Origin of the sequence: Paenibacillus agricola (assembly GCF_011440305.1) — a bacterium.
Taxonomy (GTDB): Bacteria; Bacillota; Bacilli; order Paenibacillales; family NBRC-103111; genus Paenibacillus_S; species Paenibacillus_S agricola.
This window is the reverse complement of sequence record NZ_JAAOIW010000025.1, coordinates 43,957-65,597: the sequence shown is the minus strand read 5'-3', so window position 1 is coordinate 65,597 and position 21,641 is coordinate 43,957. Positions and strand designations below refer to the sequence as shown.

The 21,641-nt window shown below is 43.8% G+C and carries 14 protein-coding genes, 2 pseudogenes and 1 riboswitch; of the genes and pseudogenes, 12 read left to right on the top strand and 4 right to left on the bottom strand.

The window, feature by feature from the left end; translation table 11 throughout:
- Positions 1–131: 131 nt before the first annotated feature.
- Positions 132–305, top strand: a pseudogene (locus G9U52_RS35545) (DinB family protein); the annotation flags it as partial.
- 242 nt (positions 306–547) lie between these two features.
- Here the strand turns inward: G9U52_RS35545 and G9U52_RS35540 are convergent.
- Entirely contained in the window at positions 548–979 is a 432-nt protein-coding gene (locus G9U52_RS35540) for a hypothetical protein (protein WP_166157127.1), read from the bottom strand.
- A gap of 701 nt (positions 980–1,680) precedes the next feature.
- On the opposite strand from G9U52_RS35540, the gene G9U52_RS39570 reads away from it, so the two are divergent.
- The 10 genes from G9U52_RS39570 to G9U52_RS35495 all read left to right on the top strand — a co-directional run bounded on the left by G9U52_RS39570 (position 1,681) and on the right by G9U52_RS35495 (position 14,242).
- Entirely contained in the window at positions 1,681–2,016 is a 336-nt protein-coding gene (locus G9U52_RS39570; RefSeq protein ID WP_207953411.1) for a TIM barrel protein, read from the top strand.
- Positions 2,017–2,143: 127 nt separating this feature from the next.
- Positions 2,144–2,842: a hypothetical protein gene (locus G9U52_RS35535; RefSeq protein ID WP_166157124.1), complete on the top strand. Its 699-nt coding sequence runs from the start codon at positions 2,144–2,146 to the stop codon at positions 2,840–2,842.
- 4 nt (positions 2,843–2,846) lie between these two features.
- Positions 2,847–3,443 (top strand): hypothetical protein, encoded by a 597-nt coding sequence (locus G9U52_RS35530; RefSeq protein ID WP_166157121.1) that lies wholly within the window; start codon positions 2,847–2,849, stop codon positions 3,441–3,443.
- Positions 3,444–3,464: 21 nt separating this feature from the next.
- Positions 3,465–5,144 carry a thiamine pyrophosphate-dependent enzyme gene (locus G9U52_RS35525; RefSeq protein ID WP_166157118.1) on the top strand — a complete coding sequence of 560 codons (1,680 nt, stop codon included), beginning with the start codon at positions 3,465–3,467 and terminating at the stop codon, positions 5,142–5,144.
- A gap of 66 nt (positions 5,145–5,210) precedes the next feature.
- The gene (locus G9U52_RS35520; protein WP_166157116.1) at positions 5,211–7,466 is read left to right on the top strand and encodes a helix-turn-helix domain-containing protein; all 2,256 of its coding nucleotides are present in this window, start codon (positions 5,211–5,213) and stop codon (positions 7,464–7,466) included.
- 27 nt (positions 7,467–7,493) lie between these two features.
- On the top strand, positions 7,494–8,777 hold the full coding sequence (locus G9U52_RS35515; protein ID WP_166157114.1) for a nickel pincer cofactor-dependent isomerase, group 22: 1,284 nt from the start codon (positions 7,494–7,496) through the stop codon (positions 8,775–8,777).
- An 18-nt stretch (positions 8,778–8,795) separates the two neighbouring features.
- Positions 8,796–10,202 carry an FAD-binding oxidoreductase gene (locus G9U52_RS35510; protein ID WP_166157112.1) on the top strand — a complete coding sequence of 469 codons (1,407 nt, stop codon included), beginning with the start codon at positions 8,796–8,798 and terminating at the stop codon, positions 10,200–10,202.
- Positions 10,195–11,496 carry a (Fe-S)-binding protein gene (locus tag G9U52_RS35505; RefSeq protein WP_166157109.1) on the top strand — a complete coding sequence of 434 codons (1,302 nt, stop codon included), beginning with the start codon at positions 10,195–10,197 and terminating at the stop codon, positions 11,494–11,496. The genes G9U52_RS35510 and G9U52_RS35505 overlap by 8 nt, the downstream gene beginning before the upstream one ends.
- Positions 11,497–11,555: 59 nt before the next feature.
- A complete protein-coding gene (locus G9U52_RS35500) occupies positions 11,556–12,980 on the top strand; it encodes an NAD-dependent succinate-semialdehyde dehydrogenase (protein ID WP_166157106.1) in 1,425 nt (474 codons plus the stop codon).
- A gap of 62 nt (positions 12,981–13,042) precedes the next feature.
- Entirely contained in the window at positions 13,043–14,242 is a 1,200-nt protein-coding gene (locus tag G9U52_RS35495; RefSeq protein WP_166157103.1) for an MFS transporter, read from the top strand.
- A gap of 162 nt (positions 14,243–14,404) precedes the next feature.
- On the opposite strand, the gene G9U52_RS35490 is transcribed toward G9U52_RS35495, so the two are convergent.
- Both G9U52_RS35490 and G9U52_RS35485 read right to left on the bottom strand, forming a co-directional pair.
- A complete protein-coding gene (locus G9U52_RS35490; protein WP_166157100.1) occupies positions 14,405–15,571 on the bottom strand; it encodes a levoglucosan dehydrogenase in 1,167 nt (388 codons plus the stop codon).
- Between the two features lie 25 nt (positions 15,572–15,596).
- The gene (locus G9U52_RS35485; RefSeq protein ID WP_166157097.1) at positions 15,597–16,415 is read right to left on the bottom strand and encodes a sugar phosphate isomerase/epimerase family protein; all 819 of its coding nucleotides are present in this window, start codon (positions 16,413–16,415) and stop codon (positions 15,597–15,599) included.
- Between the two features lie 262 nt (positions 16,416–16,677).
- Positions 16,678–16,764, top strand: a riboswitch (cyclic di-GMP riboswitch).
- 109 nt (positions 16,765–16,873) lie between these two features.
- Between G9U52_RS35485 and G9U52_RS35480 the strand changes: the two genes are divergently transcribed.
- Positions 16,874–18,622 (top strand): bifunctional diguanylate cyclase/phosphodiesterase, encoded by a 1,749-nt coding sequence (locus tag G9U52_RS35480; RefSeq protein WP_166157094.1) that lies wholly within the window; start codon positions 16,874–16,876, stop codon positions 18,620–18,622.
- 31 nt (positions 18,623–18,653) lie between these two features.
- Here G9U52_RS35480 and G9U52_RS35475 read toward each other — a convergent pair.
- A pseudogene (locus G9U52_RS35475) lies at positions 18,654–21,623 on the bottom strand (Tn3 family transposase).
- Positions 21,624–21,641: the final 18 nt, after the last annotated feature.

The window sequence follows — 21,641 nt, the reverse complement described above, 5'->3', positions numbered from 1 at the left end:
ATTCAGTTCCCCCAATGTCGTAGGTATGATTGCAAACTCTACCATCATACTCTATTGAAGGAACTCTCTGTTAAAAACTGTTCATTCTTATTTAACAATTTCTGTCCACTTTAGTTTAGCAGTTACACCTGTTTGGAGAGCCTTGGAAAAACGGATTTACATTAAATGCGTTTGTGAAGCATGAGATTCACCACCGTGGCCAATTGACGATCCTGATGCGGCAAGCCGGTTTACCGTTGCCAGGGGTGTATGGTCCTGCCAAAGAAGAATGGGCAACCATGGGCATGGAAGCTCCTGTTGTTTGATATCGGCCTATCCGGACAACAGGAGAAGCAATCACTTTCTAAAAGTGGTTGCTTTTTTTTATTGGGTAATTTGCTATGAATCGTTAAAATTGTGGTTAGTGATGAGATATGAACAAAACACCCGATTTTGTGAAATAGTCTATCAACGAAACCCCTCCAGAAGCATAAAAAAGGCACTACAAGCCATTTTCTTTTTCTTGGTCGAAGTTAATCCACTTTTTGCACCGTCAAACTAGAATAGCCTATTTATAATAACTACTAAAGAATCGCCTATCTATAGTGACTGCATAAATCTTAACAGAAATACAGAGGACGATAAAGTGAGGAAGTGCAATGAGGAAGTTAGCATCAGCCCCAGATATTCCCATAAAGACCCACCAATATACTGGCGGCAGTTGAATGATCAACAATAAAAAAATACAGATCAAGATAAAAAATTCTACTGTTTTTTTTAAGAAATGTTCTCGTTTAAATAATACAAATAAACCCAATAACGCCAATAAGCAGATGCCTAATAGCAAACTTGTTTGTGCCCAAACTCTCACATATGAATCTTGGGAACCCATCTCGTGTCCCAAAAAGCTAAAACCAATAAAATTAGTGAAATAACCAATGGACAGTAGGATTGAAATTAAACCTACCCAAATCGCCTGACTCCTTCTCATCTGATCCATGTATTTAGTCATCATAGAACCTCACTTTTTTCTAGTTGAGAAAAGACACATCTGAGTGATGCGTCTTTATTATACCTTATTTGTTACATTGTTCCAATTTCTAAGTCAAGCCCATTGGTCGGGCACCTGTTTCCTCGTCTTCTACTTCAATGGCGAATACATCAGGATTATTAGAAAGTTTAGAAAGTTCGGTAGCAGGTGCCTTCACCTTCAATTTCTGTAAAATAGGGCCTTTCTATTTGTGTCGGGTGACAAGAACATTATCTCATTGAATGCCGCGTAAACCGCGGCCTTTTTGTTTTATGGGATAAAGTTCTTGTCAAATTTCAATGACAAGAACTTTATCCCATTCCCGAAATTGACAAGAACTTTATCTCATTCCCGACGAAGATTACATAATGTGGAAAACGAAGACTAAATCAAGTATACTGTTGATAAAATTTGAACGGCAGTATATTTCTGTTTCATTGGATTCTGTTTCATTTGGCTCCTGCAACCTTTTGAACAATTGATAGGGAAACATTATCTCATGAATGTCGCATAAATCGCGGTTTTCTTGTATTATGGATAAAGCTCTTGTCAAAATCATTGACAAGGACTTTATCCCATTCCCTTCGATTGTTACATAACATGGTAAATTATGGAAATACAACAAAAAGATCTCCAGTGACGGAGATCTTTTTGTTGTATTTACAAAAGAGGTGACGAAACAATTTGTCGATCAAATGGAATCCGATCATTTACAGATTATTTTTGACCCGTCGAACTTGTTAAATCCTGAAAATTATCTTGACCAGGATTATATTATTTCTGAATTTTTTGATTTATTAGGTGATAAAATCGTCGCAGTGCACGCAAAAGATTTTATTATCGAGAATGGAAAGAAAAGAAAGGTTTCTTTAGGTCAGGGAATTATAAACCATTCTCTTGTTTACAGCAGACTTAAAGAGGTTAAGCCCGCATCAAATGTACTTATTGATCCTTCAAAGATCAATGAAACCCTCGAATTTTTACGAAAGATCTTAAATACAGTTTAGAGTTTAATATTTTATAATACGAGCCCGCACATGCGGGTTCGATTCTTACGTCCTGTGGAAAGACAAACGCTGCTGCGGAAAGGATCAAAAGATTGAATGGTGGATATCAATTGGAAGGAGGAGGCTGATGAGCAAGCCGAAGGGTAAAAATAGAGGAATTATTTTTTGGAAAAACCTCAGTCTGGCTCTGCTGATTACATGCATTCCTACTGCTTTTATTGGCGTCATCTTATATTACATCGGAACGGACAAAAATCAACTTAACCAATCTATTCAACAAATGGATGACTTTTTGACCAATCTGGAGCATTCGGTGGTTCGATTAGCTTTTGACCGCAGTCTCGATACAACGTTGAAGCGGCTTGACTTTATTCAGGAATTTCAACAAACCAACGAACTTATGAAATCGTTCTCATTGATGGTCGAATCCAATTCCCTAATAAATAGTGTAAGCTTGTATTTGCGCGATGCGGATAAAGTGATCAGCAATGATTTGGGGCTTCAATCTATCCATACGGATGAGGAACGGAAGCTGCTCCATTCACTATTGGAAAAAGAACGTACGATTTATTGGGATTATTCATTGAAAAAAAACAATATGACACAATCGAGCAGCAAAGCGATTATTATTAAGCTCCCGGGTGGACAAATGTACGGCTCGTTCGGTGCTTTCATCATTTATTTGGATCAAGACAAATTAAATAACATGGTACAAAAATTGGCTTCAGGTGAAGGGGTTGCTTTTCTATTCAATGAAAAGGGTGATTACTTGACAACTCGTTCCCAAGAGACCAGTCAAGAACAGTTAGCTCTGGAGGATTCCTGAGCTGATGCAGCAGGTTCAAAAGAATATATTGATGGACGTCTCGCTGGAAATGTATGCCAATCAGTTGAATATGAGCTCTTCTAAGCTCAGCAAAGCATTCTATATTAGAGGGCATTGGGAGGATCGGCTGAAGGCTATCGAGGCGGATATATCGGCGATGGAGCGAGTGCTTGCGGGCACGACCGCCCAAGCTTCGTCACAGCAAGTATCGGCGACAAGCGCTTATCCGGCGTCGTCGTCCCGTTCATTACCTCCGTATAAGCACAATCAGCCCAATTACTTTACAAAGGGTTCGGATTTGGAGCTGGCAATAGCTCTCCTTGGAACTGGAGGCGGAACTGGAGACGGAGCCGAAGATGGAGAATGGCAGGTGAGCCTTCGTTACCGTCATGCGAATCAGGATGAGTTATATAAAGCCGTTGAAATGACGCGCCGAGGGGAGCACTTTTCTGCAATCATTCCAGGAGCCTATACCCATTCCCTTTATCCCATCGTGTACTTCTTCGTTATTGAGGAACCGTCAGGCAAATCCCTCATGGTGCCCGGATTTGATGAGAATTTATCCAATCAGCCTTATTACATCCTAAGGGAAAGAACTTAAAAAGAACGGGAGTGTAAAACGATGAAGAAGACAATGAGCGGCGCCCAAGCCGTTGTAGAATGTATTCGAAGAGAAGGCGTTGACCATGTCTTCTGTGTTCCTGGAGAAAGCTTTTTAAGTGTGCTGGACTCCATCTATGAAACAGAGGAAATCAGGCTAATCTCCAACCGGCATGAAGGCGGCTCCGCTTTTATGGCCGAAGGCTATGCCAAAGCGACCGGCAAACCGGGCGTTTGTATGGCTACACGGGGTGTCGGTGGTGCCAATTTGGCGATCGGCATTCATACAGCCATGCAGGATTCGACGCCGATGGTTGTGTTCTTGGGTCAGGTGCATAGCCACTTCCGGTCACGTGAGGGCTTTCAGGAGGTGAATCAGGAAACCTTCTTTGCCCCGATTTCGAAATGGACCATTGAAATCACGGACACCGACCGTATCCCTGAGCTTGTGCAGCGAGCCTTTCGAATAGCACAATCAGGAAGGCCCGGTCCGGTGGTTGTGGGGCTGCCAGTCGATGTTATAGACGCTGTAGCGGAAATGGCTATCGGTCCGGCGGTAACGATTCCAAGACCAGTGCCAAGCCATATGGAAATAGCTGCTGCATTGTCCTTGATTTCCATTGCCAAACGCCCGATACTGGTAGCTGGTGGGGGCGTCGTACGCAGCGGAGCGCATGAACCGCTGCTTGAGCTTGCGGAAACGCTGGGAATTCCCGTGCTGGCTTCGTTCCGTCGGCATGATGTATTTCCGAACCAGCATCCGCAATATTTAGGCCATATCGGCTTGGTCACCCACAAGCATATCCTTGAAACCGTGAATAGCGCTGATCTTGTGATTGCTGTCGGCATGCGTTTTTCCGAAATGGTCACACATGGCTACACGTTATTTTCCGATAAGCAGATTATTCACGTTGATATTGATCCCGATACTCTTGGAAAGGTTTATTACCCGGCGCTCGGCATCGTGGCTGACGCTGGAGAAGCCTTGAAAGCACTGACAGCAGCTATTCAGCCTGATGACTCTCGTTATAAAAAGGAACGATTGGATTGGATAGCCGAGCGGCGTCGCTTATATGAGGCGTGGATTAACGCGGATATGCACGAAGGTGCGCGGATGAATATGAAGAAGCTCATAGCCGACCTGCAGCGCCTTACACCCGCTGATGCTATCATTACAAATGATGCAGGTAATTTTGGTGGATGGCTGCATCATTTTTACCAATTTGAAAAGCCTGGGACGTATATTGGCCCGACCAATGGCGCAATGGGTTACGGTTTTCCGGCAGCAGTTGGTGCCAAGCTGGCACATCCGGGTCGAGTAGTCGTTTCCTTGTCTGGCGATGGCGGCTTTATGATGACGATGCAGGAATTTGAAACGGCGGTGCGCTACCAGATTCCAGTCATTGCGTTGGTTTTTAACAATAATATGTATGGAACGATACGGATGCATCAGGAAAGGGAGTACCCTGAGCGAATTTCCGGAACCTTGCTGTCCAATCCCAGCTTCGCGGAATTAGCCCGATTGTTCGGCGGACATGGCGAGCGAATTGACTCCCATGAGCAATTTGGAGAGGCTTTGCAAAGGGCATTAGAAGCTGGAAAACCGGCGATTATCGAAGTTATTCTGGATCCAGAGCAAATTTCCGTTTCCGCAACGATCGAGGATTTAAGAAAAGCCAAGGTGGAATTATTCAAGGCATAGCCTGATCTGAATACTTCGAAAACCACAATTATTAACGGTCATAATGGGAAGGTAGGCGAGGGCATTTTGCTTAAATCTAAACATTGGTTTTATAAGATGCTGTTTTCCTATCTTCCTATTTTCTTTATCGTAACCTCGTTTTTGTTTCTTTCCTTTTTTCTGGTCATTAGTGGATACATCAAAGATTCCACAATAAAAGCGAATGAGATATTGAGCGAGCAAGTGAATCAGGCTGTTGAGAATATATTGGAGCCTATTGATAAAATAATTATTAGGGAAATTGTTGTAGACGATACGCTGCGCCAGTATTTTAATGAGCTTAGAAACGAAAGGTATACCTTGTATCAGGCCCATCAAAAAATGAACAATATCAAAGCGAATTATTCGAATATTGATTCCATTTATATGTTCCGTCAAATCGACGGTTTGATTATCACCGACAATTCGCTGATATCACTAGAGGACTTCGAGGATCGGGCATTTATTAAAGAGCTGACGGATGAGCCGAAGTTCAAGTCTTGGAGCGGTAAAAGAATATATAAGGATCACAAAAAGTCCACGGAAACGGCTGTCGTCTCCTTAGTAAGAAAAGTTCCTTTTTCAACGGGCATACAAGGGTTGATTGTGGTCAATATTCAAGTTGAAGCAATCCGTGAGCTAGTAGTCAACATGTCTGCCTCCAAAATCAGCTTTGTCCATTTACTGGACGTCAGTGGAAATTCGATTTTTAGCACACGGGAAACAGAGCAGGCTCAGGACCGAGAGAAGCTTCCCGATGATTCCAATAAAGAACTGACGCGAATCAAATCCCCTTACACCGAATGGGAAATCCGGACAGGGGTTAAGGAAAAGTTCTTTTTCGATTTTTTCTCAACCTTTCCTATTGTCTGGTTCAGCTTGGGACTGCTTTCCATTGTGATAGGCTCGGTATGGATCGTTTATGTAACCCGCCAAAATTACAAACCGATTGAATCGCTCATTGTGGTAATTGACCAAATCTTCAAGAAAAAGAATAATGATCTGTTCGCCAAAGGAAATCAGGACGAAATCAGGTTTATTTCAATGGCGATTGACCAACTGGTTGAGCAGGCCAATAAATTTGAGAATCAGTTTGAAGTGGATGTCCTGCGTCTTCGCCGCAATCTTTTTATGGAACTGCTAGAAGGAACGGCAAAGATGAATATGGCAGAGTGGAAAAGAGAGCTGGCCCGGCTCGGGTTGCCGGGAGAGTTCGACCTTGTAGCCTTATCTATTCTAGAGATTGATAAGTATGCTGATTTCTGCCGTCGTTATTCCAATCGGGACCAATATCTGCTGAAGTTTGTCACGTTTAGCGTCATGAATGAAATCGCGCAGCAGCAGCAAATTCGCCTATGGGCGGAGTGGATATCCGATTCCCAGCTGGGCATGATTGTTATGGCTGACCACATAACGGGGGGAGCGACGGAGCTGTTTACAAGCCAGATTGACCAGGCATGCAGCAAAGCAATCACTTGGGCTAATGAAAACCTGGAGTTTTCGATTACATTTGGTATTGGCGGAACAACTAGCTTCATCGAGGAAATCCCGCAGCTTTATGACGATACGCTTGATGCCTTGAAGTATAAGTCCATACTGGGGAATAAACGTATCATTCATTATAGTGAACTGCCGAGTAAAACGAAGGTGGACATCTATAACCATATCCAGCTCATACGATCCATTGCGCAATCCTACCGGATGGGGGAGGAAAAGTGGCAGACGGATTACATTCAGCTCATGCACGAGCTGAGGAATGGCTTTACCCGTGAAGATGTTATTAGTATGCTGCATTATTTAATGTATTATATGGATAGGGAAGTCATGGAGCTGTCGGAAACCATTAGAGACAAGTGGAAGCAGGTCGCAATGCCTTCGTTAACGCTGCTGCTCGATAGCTTTGAAATGCTGGAGGAGTTTCACGAGCAATCGTTGCAAATTTTGTTGTCCATGCTGCTGGAAATTCATGTACTGAGGGAACATGGCAATAAATATCAGCTCATCCACAGCATGAGGCAGTATATTGAAGATAATTTTGCCGACCCCAGTCTGTCGCTGATTCATCTAAGTGACGAATTTAATTTAAGCACCCGACATTTAAGCCGATTATTCAAGGATGAATTCGGTGAAAAGTTTGTTGATTATTTGGTTCGATTCCGTATGGAGCGTGCGAAGCTACTGCTGAAGGATACGAATGAGCCGGTGCAAACTGTTACATTAAAGGTTGGCTACATGCACTCGTTTTCTTTTATTAGAGTCTTTAAAAAGACAATCGGAATCACTCCGGGAGATTTCCGTAAATAATTCGGCCGCGAAAGGGCGTGTGTTTGTATGTCTTCCTCTGTCAAGGATATCATCCTTTATCCGATCCAGATTCATAATGAGGCGCCGTTGGTTGATGATCTGTACGAATCAATCCGTCTTGCGCTAGAGAGCATCCTTGGCGGCATGCAGGGCATGAAGCTTCAACCTGGGTCGCGTATCGGCGTTACGGCCGGAAGCCGCGGGATTGCCAACTATATAACCATCATGTCCCATACCATTCGGATTCTACAGGATAAAGGGCATTTTCCTTTTATCTTTTCGGCTATGGGCAGCCATGGGCGAGGAGAAGCGGAGGGACAGCAAGAAGTCCTGGATAGTCTAGGGATTGTCGCCGCGCAGATGGGTTGTCAAGTATCCTGCTCTAGCCAGGTGCTACTTCTTCAGGAGCTTGAAGCCTTTGGAGTGAGGCTGCCTATATATTGCGCACAAGAAGCGATGGAGGCCGATGGGGTTATTGTCCTCAATCGAATAAAGCCACACACCTCCTTTCGCGGTGACTATGAGAGCGGGCTGTTGAAAATGATTACGGTTGGAATGGGCCGGGCACCGGGCGCCAACTCCTTCCATAATCTGGGGGCAGGCTTGTTGGGAGCTATGATTCCGCTGATGGCAAAGGTTCTCTTGGACCGTTCACCGATCCTTGGAGGAATAGCTATTGTGGAGAATGCGAATGAGCAGACAGCCCTAATTGAAGGGATTCCGGCCGGGCATTTATTTGCAAGGGAAAAGGAACTGCTGGTTTATGCCAAGGAGCTGATGCCCAAGCTCCCAATGAATCAGGCGGATCTATGCATCATCCGGGAAATGGGCAAAAATTTCAGCGGTACCGGGATGGATACGAATATCATAGGCCGGATGAGGGTCGACGGAATGGCGGAGCCTGACTCGCCTAGATTGACCTATATCGGAGTATTGAGATTATCCGAGGCTTCGAACGGAAATGCCAACGGAATTGGATTAGCAGACTTTACAACGGACCGCCTTTTCAATGCGATTGATCGCAGGGCCACTTATTTCAATGGGTTGACAACCGGCTTTGTTAACCGGGCGGCGATTCCGATGATATTTCCGACAGATTTGGAGCTTCTGGAAGCAGCTATGCAATCTTTGAACTGCAAGGATGTACATGCTTTGCGTATGGTGCTTCTGAAAAATACGCTGCATCTCGACCAAATCTGGGTAACGGAACCGATTTACAGAGAAATTGCCGATATGGCAGTGGTTTCACTAGCGGGAGAGGCTTCAAACATAGCATTTAGTCCAGAGGGAAGCATAATTTGGACGGAGTAGCGAAAAGGGGGTGGAAACATGGAGTTGCGACATATCGATGAGATCCGTACCATTATAGCTACGGGTAGAGTATTTACGGATGAAAGCGATCGGTTCAGCTATGCATTCGATGCCTCGTTTGGTACTTATTTGCCTGATATTGTGATCCAAACCAAAGATGTGAAGGAAATTGCCAATCTTGTCAAGTTTGCTAACCGGGAGCTGATCCCGATCACACCGCGGGGTCAGTCTACTTCGTTGAGCGGTGGCCCTTTGCCAGTAAAAGGGGGTATCGTGCTTGATTTATCTGTGATGAGAGATCTATTGGAAATAGACGAGGAAGACCTGGTAGCGATCGTCTCGCCAGGAGTGTTAACCGCGGAAATTCATAAGGCGGCTGAAAAAAAAGGGCTATTTTATCCCCCTGATCCAAGCAGCTCACATGTTTCCACGATCGGCGGCAATTTGGCGGAAAATTCAGGGGGCCCCCGCGGCTTGAAATACGGGGTGACTAAAGATTATGTGATCGGGCTGGAGGTCATTACACCACAGGGTGAAATAATCCATACAGGCGGCCGAACAGTAAAGAATGTGACAGGCTACGATTTGACCAAGCTGATCGTGGGCTCTGAGGGGACACTTGGGATTATTACAAAAGCGACCCTACGCCTGATTCCGAAACCACCTGCTTCGACTACGGTTATGGCTATATTTGATAATTTGGTCGATGCGGGGCGTGCCATATCGAAGGTATTATCTTCGGGCATTCTCCCTTCCAAAATGGAATTAATGGACCAGGCCTCTATCTTGGCGGTTGAAAACTACGAGCCTACCGGCCTTCCTTTGGACGCAGAGGCTTTGATCCTTATTGAGCTTGACGGCCACCCCGCGGCGGTTAGCGACGAGGCTATGCAGGTGTCGGCCGTATGCAAGGAAATCGGAGCGAGAGAGGTACGCGTCCCTCAAACACAGACCGAGATGGATGAGGTATGGAGAGCGAGAAAGCTTGTATCTCCAGCAATAGCTCGAATTAAACCGACCAAAATTTCGGAGGATATTACGGTGCCGCGCAGCCAAATTCCAGAGATGTGCAGACGGCTGCAAGAAATCAGGCAGAAATATCAGGTGCATCTTGTCGTATTTGGCCACGCCGGGGATGGGAATCTTCATCCCAACATCGTGTGTGACAAATCGGATCATGAGGAAATGTGCCGGGTGGAGCAAGCTGTGACCGAAATTTTCGAAACCGCTGTACAGTTGGGCGGAACCTTGTCGGGAGAGCACGGGATTGGAACGATGAAGTCGCCCTTTATGGAGATGGAGCTAGGAGCAGTGGGGCTAGATATGATGAAACGGATCAAGCAGGCCTGGGATCCGAATCATATTATGAATCCCGGTAAAATATTCCCTGATCCGGGCCAAAAGTTGGTGTTGACTGATGAATGAGCATCTGGAGGCGCTTCGTAAGGAACTTAAATACGACAAAACAAAGGCGTGTGTGCAGTGTGGTTACTGCCTTCCGGCCTGTCCCACCTATGTCACGATGGGCAAAGAAACACACTCTCCACGCGGCAGGATCAATCTGATCAAGATGGTCGGGGAGGGCAAGATTAAGGATCTTTCCGTTCTGGAAGAACCGTTGGATCTTTGCCTCGGCTGTCGCGCCTGCGAAACCGTTTGTCCAACGGGTGTAGAATACGGTTCGCTTCTTGAAGCGGCGAGAGCAGCGATCATTCGACGCAAGAAATCCTCGCTTCCGAGCCGAATCGCACGTAATTTTGTATTCAAAAAGGTATTTCCAAGCCGTAGAGCCATGAATTTGGTCGGAAATGCGATGTGGCTGTACGAAAAAAGCGGAGTTCAGAAGGCAGCCAGAAAATCCGGGTTGACCCACAAGCTGCCTGGCCATTTGGGTGAGTTCGAGGCTATTGCACCTCCTGCCGTATCTCCGTTCGAACGTGCCAGTCTCCCTAAGTTTAGCAAGGCTAAGGGTAAGCTAAAATATAACGTTGCCTTTTTTGTTGGCTGTGTGATGGATGCGATGTTCCGGAGAATTAACGAGCTTTCCGTGAAGCTGCTCGCTGAGGCTGGCTGTGATGTGACGGTTATCGAGAAGCAGACCTGCTGCGGGGCACTCCATGCCCATTCCGGTGAGCTCGATGAGTCCAAGGCGTTGGCCAAAGCCAATATTGCTGCATTTAGTAGGGGAAGCTTCGATTTCATCATTAATAACGCGGGTGGCTGCGGAGCGATTATGGTGGAATATGGCCATTTATTGGAAGACGAGCCGGATTGGGCAGAACGAGCCCGGCAATTCTCAGCGAAGTCGAAGGATTTCTCGCAAGTAATCGCCTTATGCGGCGGCATTCAAGGAGAAGCGCGGCAACCGGAAAGAGTAACTTACCAAAGATCCTGCCATATGACAAATGTCCAGAAAGTAACTCATGAGCCGCTCCAGTTGATTCAAGGCGTGCGCAACGTGGAGCTTATTGAAATGAAGGATGCCGATATGTGCTGCGGCTCAGCGGGCATATATAACATTGTCCATTACGATGCTTCAATGGATATATTGGATCTGAAGATGAAGAGCGTAAAACAAACCTATACAACTACCATTATAACAACGAATCCGGGCTGTTTGCTGCAGATGAAGCTTGGGATTGAACGGGAGCAACTACAAGAAAGCATGCGAGCCGTCCACCTGGTGGAATATTTGGCGGAGGCTGCGGGAATATCGTGAACTAACTAAAATGTTAGTTAGCCCAAAAATGAACAGGTTTGATAGGGAGGAGCTTTATTATGTTATATATAAACGGTGAATGGTCAAAAGCAATTTCCGGTAAAACATTAGCCGTTACCAATCCGGCTACCAAACAGCTGATTAGGTCGGTACCTTCAGCAGGGGCAGAGGAAACCAGGCAAGCTATTGCCGCGGCTAAGCAGGCATTTGCCATCTGGCGAAACCTGACGGGCAAAGAACGTAGCGTCTACCTACAGGCTGCAGCCAACAGCCTTCGGGAGCAAGCGGATGCTTTAGCTGAGCTCATCACCATGGAGATGGGCAAGCCGCTAAAGGAGGCAAAGGGCGAAGTTGGTCTCTCGATCGACTATTTCGAGTGGTATGCGGAAGAAGCAAAACGCATATATGGGGAAACGATCCCCTCCCAGCATAAGGATAAGCGGTTGCTTGTCATTCAACAGCCGGTCGGCGTTGTTGCAGCAGTTACTCCTTGGAACTTTCCGGTAGCCATGTTCGCCCGTAAGATTGCACCGGCCCTTGCGGCAGGCTGTACCATTGTGCTGAAGCCAGCTTCTGCTACACCGCTTTCGGCCATTAAAGTGTTTGAGTCCTTTGTGGCTGCAGGCATTCCCAAGGGAGTCGTTAATCTTGTCATCGGTTCGGCAACAGAAATCGTCGGTGAAATGACTAGCAATCCAGATGTACGAAAAATCACTTTTACAGGATCAACAGAGGTCGGCAAAAAATTAATCCGTGATTCAGCGGATACTGTAAAAAGAATGTCGATGGAGCTCGGAGGCCATGCGCCGTTTATTGTCTTTGATGATGCGGATATTGATGCTGCAGTCGATGGTGCCATTGCCAGTAAATTCCGCAACGCCGGACAAACCTGCGTTTGCTTGAACCGTATTTATGTTGCCGAGAGTATAGCCGATGAGTTCGGTCGTAAGTTTGCCGGGAAGGTTTCACAGCTCAAGATTGGCAATGGTCTGGAAGAGGGAGTCGACATTGGACCCTTGATTGACGAGGAGGCCGTCTTGAAGGTTGAGGATCATGTGCAAGATGCGCTCCAGCACCAAGGCCAGCTGCTGTGCGGTGGAAAGCGGGCGCAGATTTCGTTGGACGGTTACTTTTATGAACCAACCGTCATTAATCATGCCAATGACCAAATGAAAATTGCCCTCGAAGAAACATTCGGGCCTGTGGCTCCAATCTTTACTTTCAAAACGGAGGAGGAGGTCCTAGCCAAAGCCAATCATCCGCAGTACGGCTTGGCTGCTTACTTCTATACTCGAGATTTAGGGCGGGCATTTCGTGTAATGGAACAGATTGAATATGGTATAGTGGGAATTAACGATCCCTTGCCGACGGTTGCCCAGGCACCCTTCGGAGGCGTGAAAGAAAGCGGAATGGGCAAAGAAGGCGGAAAGTCCGGATTAAAGGACTACTTGATCGAAAAATACGTATCCCTGAACATAGGCTAACCGAAAACCGAGCAACAACCAGGATAACTGCAGACTCGATTAAATAGGCGTAGGTGATCTTCATGGAACGTTCTATAAAGAAACAGCTCATTATTTTTTCTTGCCTGTCTTCGATGCTGTCTTTCATATTCAGCGGTATGGATGTCGTTTATACGACTTTTGCCATAAACGACATCCATATCAATACCGAAGAGCTGTCACTGATGAGGTCGTTGCGTTTGCTATTATCCATATTTGTTGTCTTTATTATGGGTAGTACGATTAGCAGGATAGGAAATAAAAGTTCTGTAATGTTTTCAATACTATTGTTGTCCTTTTCAATCATTCTGCTTATTTTATATCCGACTAAACAAATCTTGTTTATCGCATTTCCTTTGTACGGTGCGCTAAGTGCTGCATTAATGGTGAATATGAACGTCATGGCACAAAATACAACCAAGCCTTATCTGGAGCTATCCAATACAACCTACCGGTCTACATTTATCGCCTTTTCCATTATCGGCCCTCTCATAGTGGGTTTGTTATCGAATGTGGACCATAAATGGGTATTCACCTTTTTTAGTTGTATGCTGGGCCTGAGCCTTATCGCTGCCTGGGGGTATCCCTCCGGGGCATTGGCTCGCTCCCCGAACCAGAGGGCCGTTTCCTTGAGCAGTATATTAAAGCAATGGCTCAAGCTATTGAACAACAAGCCGTTTATTTATTTTGCTGTGTTGACCGGGTTCCTCAATCAATTGGGGATGATGAATTTAATTCTAATCCCTTATAAATTAATGAATCATAACCAGGTCACGGAGCAGCAATACAGCTATCTCATTACGCTAAACGCTATTGTCGGATTGATTTTCACTTTGGCGGCAGGCTATTTTTTAAAAAAGTATTTGAATGCCTTTATCGTCATCCCCTATTTTCTATGTATGGCAGGCAATATCGCGATGGGTCTATTTTCGAACCTAATTGTTGTTGCTGTGCTTTTTGTTGTCTCCAATGCCATCTATTTTATGATCATGGCTCCGCATAGCTTATGGATCAGCACCAAGCTGGCGGGTGATATGGGAAATGCTTTTAGCCTGACCAAAATGATTTCGTCATTGATAGGTTTTCTCCTTACCTTAATCCTGTCCTTTGTCCAGCCTTCTTTGGGAATCGATGGTTCGATGGTTGTGTATAGTGTGAGTGGATTGTTTTTCAGCTTCTTTTTGTACCTATTTTTATTCCGGGAAGAGAAGGCAAAACATTTGGCATCGCCTTATAAAGATTGACCCAATCACTTGGTGGGCAGCAAGGCAGCGAAGCCCTTTTTCGCCCGATGAATAGCGCGGAATATCCAGAATGTCGGCAACCATCATACAAAAACACAGAGACCGTTCCCCGCTATATAACCGGGAACGGTCTCTGTATTGAACTTATTACCGTAAGAAATGCTAGGAACCGATTTTTACCCATGCTTGCTTTTCCGACGACTCTACAATAGCATCGCAAATTTTAGCGATCTGATATCCGTCTCTGAAATCAGGGGAGCAATTCGTTCCTTCCATAATGGATTTCACAAAATCATAGCACTCGATAATTTTGGTTTCACTATAACCGAGGCCAAGAGCGGGAATCGGCCACAATCCATCTCCATAAGGATGGGACGGTCCCGTATAAATGGTGCGGAACCCTTTGGTATCGGACGGATCATCCGCAAAACAAACCTGGAGCTCATCTCTACGTTCATAGTTAAAGAAGATCGATCCGCTCTCTCCATGAATTTCGAAGGTGATAAAATTATTCCTTCCATGGGCGTTTCTTGTCGATTCAATACTTCCAATGGCCTCATTATCGAATTTGATCATAAACAGTACTTCATCATCGACATCCACTTTTCCCTTAGGAACGTCCCCGGCAGATTTCACCGTTCCCAAACGGTCCAATCCACCTTGCTGTAAGGGCCGTTCCGGTATCCATGTTCTCATAAGCCCATTGACGCTATCGAACTCGCCAACCAGGTAGCGGGCCATATCAATCACATGCGCCGCAATATCGCCTAGGGCGCCTGAACCGGCTATTTCTTTGCTGAATCTCCATGATAAGGGTGAGTTTGGATCTGCCGACCAATCCTGCAGGTAGGTGCCTCTGAAGTTCAGGATTTTTCCGATGCGGCCTTCCTCGATGAGCTTTTTGGCTAGTGCTATGGCAGGGGTACGGCGATAGTTAAAGGCAACCATATGGCGAACGCCTGCAGCTTCAACGGCCTCCAACATCGCTTTAGCTTCTGCAGAAGTACGGGCCAAAGGCTTTTCACATATAATATGCTTCCCAGCCTTGGCTGCCTCAATAGCCATTTCGGCATGCAAATGGTTTGGAGTAACAATGTCCACGATATCTATTTCTGGATCATGAATGAGCTGTCTCCAATCTGAATATGCTTTTTCATAGCCAAATCTTTGTGCTGCCTCTTGGGCAAGCTCCAGATTGGCATCAGCAATGGCCTTACGGTTAAGCAAAGCAGGAGCCGGCCAGAAAAACATGGGCATGGCCGCATAAGCCAGAGAATGGGCCTTCGCCATAAAACCGCCGCCGATGAGTCCTACATTTAAAGTTTTCATAGTGTTAGTCCTCCCAGACAATAAATTATTTGTTTCGCAATACGGAATCCAGATATTGTTTGCTAATGACGGCCGCATCTTTGGGATGTCCGTCATAAGCGTCGAGCTCAACTGTTATCCAACCATTGTAACCGTTTGCTGTAAGTAAATCGGTCAATTCCTTAAGCGGCAATGCCCCTTTGCCCAAGGGTAGAAAGGAACCGTCGGCATAATCTTTATAATGTACATATTTGATTCTATCGATATATTTGCGGGCTAAATTGATGAGATTGGCTCCCCCTGCGACAAGATGGGCCGTATCCGGACAAAAATGGATGGAGGTATATTCAAAAATTCGTTCTATTTGCTCCGGCGCTTGTCCAATCGTGCCCAAATGCGGATGATAACTGGCTATCAGGCCGTGATCCTCGGCAATTTTGGCAACCCGTTCTAATCCTTTTGCCAGCTCCAAGTAATCCTGATTTACAATACCGCTAGCCCTGATGGCGCCTCCACCAACAACCAAATGCTCCGCTCCAAAGAGCTTGGCCATTTTGGCTGCCTCATTGATTCTCCAAAGCTCGTCATCAAGAATGTCCTTATAAATAAAATTCGCTCCGCTGTAGACAGCTACTAACTCCGTTTGATTTTTATCCAAAAGCTCTTTAAATTTTTCAGGCTCGTTAACGTATTGAACCAAATTTCCGTCAAACAATTCAACTCCGGTATAACCGGCTAAATGAATATCCGTAAGCGCTTCCTCATTCGACCCATTCGTTAAGTAAAAAAGATCCTTTATGGAGGTAACCCCGGCAGGATGCCCGACCACGCCACCCCAAGTATTAGTGTGATATCCCAGCTTCATGGAAAAGCCTCCTTATGCTTCATTTTTGAAATCCTTTAACTCATTTGTGTTCATATCTATTAGTTTCTCGGAAAAAAGTTGTTTTCCTCCTTTTTAGCTTCCAATCACAATCCCGACCGAATCGGTATTCATTAGCATCAGATGGCCAATTGATGTCTTAATTTGCAGAATTTTGTCGGATTTTGGTGACAAAAACAAATAAGATAAGCTATAATTACTATATATCAATTATATTAGGTATATATGACTATTATATAAATTCATAATCGAGAGGCACACTCATTGAAAAATGGGGTCGCAAAACTATAGGGGCTAATTCGTGTTTATGGAATGCCAGCCAGTTGCCAGCTTAAAGGAGTATCCTTTTACACTGGGGACTCTTTTTATTTATATTTATCTGGAGCTCGTTTACCTTGTTTCTAGGGAAATAATATAACATTTTGTTTGGAGCGAAGGCTATGTTTGTAAAATTACAAGAATCTCTACTATCTTTATTTAAGTACAATCCGGATCCCTGCTATCTGACAGATACCAATGGGATCTTCGTTGCTTTTAATGACGCAGCTCTAGAATTAACGGGTTATTCCCAGGAGGAACTCCTTGGGAATTCCTTTGAGCTTCTCATTATTCCCGAACAAATGGGTAAAATAACTTATATTTTCGAACAGATTGTGTCTACGTGTCTTAAAGCTGATTTTGAAATTGCTATTTACAGAAAAGACAGGGAACGTCTGGAGCTTGGAATAACAGCTATGCCGATAAACATAGAAGGACAAATTACAGGTATTATCGGTATAGTAAAAGACCTGACCCAAAGTAAACAACTCGAACAAACCCTTTTCAAGACCCAGATGCAGCTTAAAAACATCTTTGATTCTATTGAAGTGTGTTTGTGGTCGCATGATCTGACAACAGGTCTGATCCAGATATCCCCTGCTTGTGAAGCCATTTACGCTTACTCGCAGGAAGAATTTATGATGGACCCGGACTTATGGAATAAAGTTATTCATCCTGATGACCAGTTGGAAGTAGAAAAGCGCCAAAAAGAGCTTGGACGCGGCAAAAAAATAAAACATGAATACCGGATTTTGCGCAAGGATGGGGGTATTCGATGGATCTATGATTATACCGTACCGATTCTGAATAGGAGTGGAGATATTGTTCGACTCGACGGAGTCATCACCGACATTACAGAACGTAAAAAAACAGAAGAGCGGCTTCACATGCTTGCTTTTCACGATGCGCTGACAAGTCTTCCGAACCGGAGGCTTATTCGGGAACGGATAAAGTTGGCGATTGCGAAGGCAGGGCGTAATAAGAAAAAAGTAATCGTCATGTTTCTCGATCTTGACGGATTCAAGTTTATTAATGATTCGCTTGGTCATTCGGTGGGTGACCGCTTGCTACAAAGGGTCGCTAAACGGATCTCGCGTTGTCTCCAGACAGAGGATAACATTGCTCGCATGGGCGGGGATGAGTTTGTAATTATTTTAGAAGATCTGAATAAATTTGATGTTGAAATTATTGCTCGCAAAATATTGGAGACGCTTGCACAACCATTTAAAATTATAAATCAAGAATTTATCATAACAGCAAGTATAGGAATTAGTTTGTACCCGGATGACGCGAACGATCAGGAACTATTAGTTAAACTTGCTGACCAAGCGATGTATGACGCTAAAGCGAAAGGGAAAAATAGATTTCATTTTTATAACCAACAATTGGACAAGTTTCAGCGACGGTTGAAGCTCGAGCAAGGATTAAGAAAAGCGCTTCAAAATCAAGAATTTATGCTCCACTATCAACCCATTGTTAATGTAACAACCGGGGAAATTATTGGCACTGAAGCACTTATTCCATGGGAACACTCGACATGTTTAATTTCTCCATTAGAGTTCATTCCGATTGCCGAAGAAACGGGGCTTATATCCCCGATTGGAGAGTGGGTACTCCGAAGCGCTTGTGCTCAAAATAAACATTGGCACAATCTTGGTCATACGGCATTGTTTGTTTCCGTCAATTTGTCGGTGCGGCAGCTCGAGCAAGAAAATTTACTCAAGACGATACAAAGTATATTAAGGGAGACAGGACTTGATCCCCGATTTTTGCATATTGAGATAACAGAAAGCACAGCGATGACAAATGGGGTAATACCAGCGTCGCTGACATCAGGGGCAATCGTATGGGTACAATTGGTAATTATCTAATATATCCGTTTTTAATGTTTATTGTTTTAAATCATCCCATCTCACCTTCTAATGGTAATCTTTCCTTCATATTTAATCGGAATGTTCCATATGGATTTACGTGTGTATAAATCAGAGGTGTTAAAGCACGAAAATCTTCTGGTGCCATCATGTCAAACCATTTTTTTTCTGACAAAATATTTTGATACATAATCGTGTTGATGTAAACGAGACAGTTTTGTAATAAATGTAGTGATAATACGGACATTTCTTGATCTTCCATGCGATTTGTAGCGATCTCTCCTCCCTTTCCATAGAAGATAAAACTGTTCGCCGAATTCCAGTTTTCTACTACATTTAAACCTGAATTAATTTCGCGGCGAATTTCTTCGGAGTTAATGTATTCGCAGAGAAAGATGGTCTTTACAGCTTTACCTAACTCTCCAAATGCTTGATATGTCGGATGTTTGAGATTATTTCGTGTAAAACGCTTCAGAATTGCCTCCGTTTCCGCAGTACCTAAACGAAGAGCTGTAGCATATTTCATCATTTGATCGTATTGTTGACGAATCAGTTCCCAGTTTATAGGACGCGTGAGAATAGATTTTAGATTTGGGTAAGCATCCATCATCCCAGCTTCCGGACGATACAACTTTTGAGAATGAATCGCTTTTAAACGAGGCATTAACTTAAAATTTAGTAGATGACAAAAGGCAAAAGCAACCTCACTTTGCCCGTGCGAATCCACATAGTTTTTCTCCACTTCCATATCCGTGCAATGACGCAACAATCCTTCAATCATAGCAGCGATTTCCGAAGATGAACATGATTTTAGTTGTGAATAGATACATGTAGAGTTCTTTTCCACATGCCAATAAATCATGACTCCACGGCCATGATAACGTATATGCCACTCTGTCATCAAATTTTGATCCCATGCACCGAACTTTTTGGAATCCGAAGCACAAGAGGTTGTTCCTTCTCCCTAAATTCCCTGCAATTTGATCTTAAAAATAGCATTAACCACTTCTGCAATGGCGTTTCTGAGATTTTCCTTATGGATAAATTTTCGACGGACATATAATAGATCTTTGTAACTTTCTCCATGATCACCTGCTGTTACCCGTTTTAATCCCGTGTTAGTACCCAAACCATATAAAGATAAAATCAAACGTTTTTGTAATGTCTCTCGATCTAATATTTCTCGATTCGCAACACTCTTAAATTGCTCTGTAAAAGCCACGCGTAAATCCGTTTCTTTTAATATATCCATGAGGCTCGTCATAGACCAGCGTCGCAATATTTCTGTTTTTATTCGTGATAAATTTAATGGTTCTGCTTGAGGCTCTAGTGGACTAACGGAAATCCAACCGTTATTTTTTTCAGTAATGCGCACCTTTGGGTTTTTCGGCATTCCTGCATTTAATTTTTCTAATCCTTGTATCATTTCTTGTTTAAGTTCAGATATAAATGTATCTGCATCCAACGGTTGATTTAATGCCTTATAATTTTCTTCTCTGCGTTCTTCAAAGTCAGTCGGAAGATCCTCATCTGGATTTCGGTACCTATTTGCCCCAGATACCCAAATTTCTTTACAACGAAGTTTATCCCGAAGCATTTGTAGCGCACTGATTTCGTAATTAATACGGTTGATCCGTTCTTTACCTTTTTCATCCTTTTCAATAATAATATCTCTATAATTGGAGCGAATAACGCCTTCGATTGGAATGTTATCCGTTAAAGGAAAATAATGAACACCGGTATCAGCATACTTTTTAATTAATTCCAGTGCTAGGATCAATGGACGGTGAACATCGTTATTGGATTTGAAATCAAGAATACGTAATATATCCGGAACTACACGACGATAATGGCTGCCATACGAAGCTCGGATAACTGTGTGGATTTTTTCGCGATAGGCAAGGCCAGTATGTTTAAATTCTTTGATTAAATCTTTTAAAGTTTGTTCACTGACCACGGGATAAAGTACTTCTTTGATAATGCCTTCTGGATAATCAATGGCAGCTTGTGCTAAGTTGAATAAAATACCATATTTATTGCTTACTTTTTTAAGATCGTTTAGGATTTCTTTCTCTATCTTTTTTTCTGCACGAACACCAATCCGATGAATAATTTGAACAAGGAGATCAACAAGATTGTCCGTAATCTCCATGCTCCGTAGCCAAAAGAAGGCAGATAAAAGCGTATATCGAATTGGGTCTGGATGACGGCGCAATTCGCGAAGATCTTCGGTAGATACTCGCTGTCGGTATTTTTTAAGTATTTTAGGTGGAATGTCTTTAAAGAGATTGTACGGTAGTTCCAAATTACGAATGGTACGCAATTTACTTAATTCCTTTAATACAGTATCGACGCTTGCACGACCAGGATCTGATTTCAACTCATTAAAAGTTATTTGATCATAGCTATCCGGGGTAGGTTCTTCTTCATCTGCTTCTAAATAAGAAATGCTATCAATGAGGGAATCTAACTTTGCTGAAGTCTGGGAGGGCAGTAATTGATATGTGGCTTGAAAAAATGTTTCTTCATATGTATGAATTGCTGACCGTATGAGTCGCTCAATTCGATCTGGAGATGGCGGCACAATCTTTAATTCGCGGAATTGACGGTAGACATTTGCTTTCAAGTGTTCAAAATCCTGGTCATGGTAAAGGACATTTTGGCATAACCATTCGGTTAATTCTTGAACATCTTCTAATGTATCTTCCCGGAATCCATAAAACTCTCGTATTTCTGTGCGATGATATTTAATCATTCGGCCAGACCAATCATATTGTGCATACAATCCAGGCTCAGAAAAAATTTGTTTGGCTATGTATGCAATCACGGCTTTAGGAACTTCGTACTTATGTATCGGAAATCGAGCTTCATTTTGGAAAAATTTCAACAGAACAGCAAAACCAATTCGCGTTTCACCTGTTTTATTTTCGATTAACCTCATTTCATTCGGAAGTATCGTAAAATGCTCAATCAATTCATCCAATTCCCAGTTCCGCTTCAAAAGTATCCCCTCCAATGG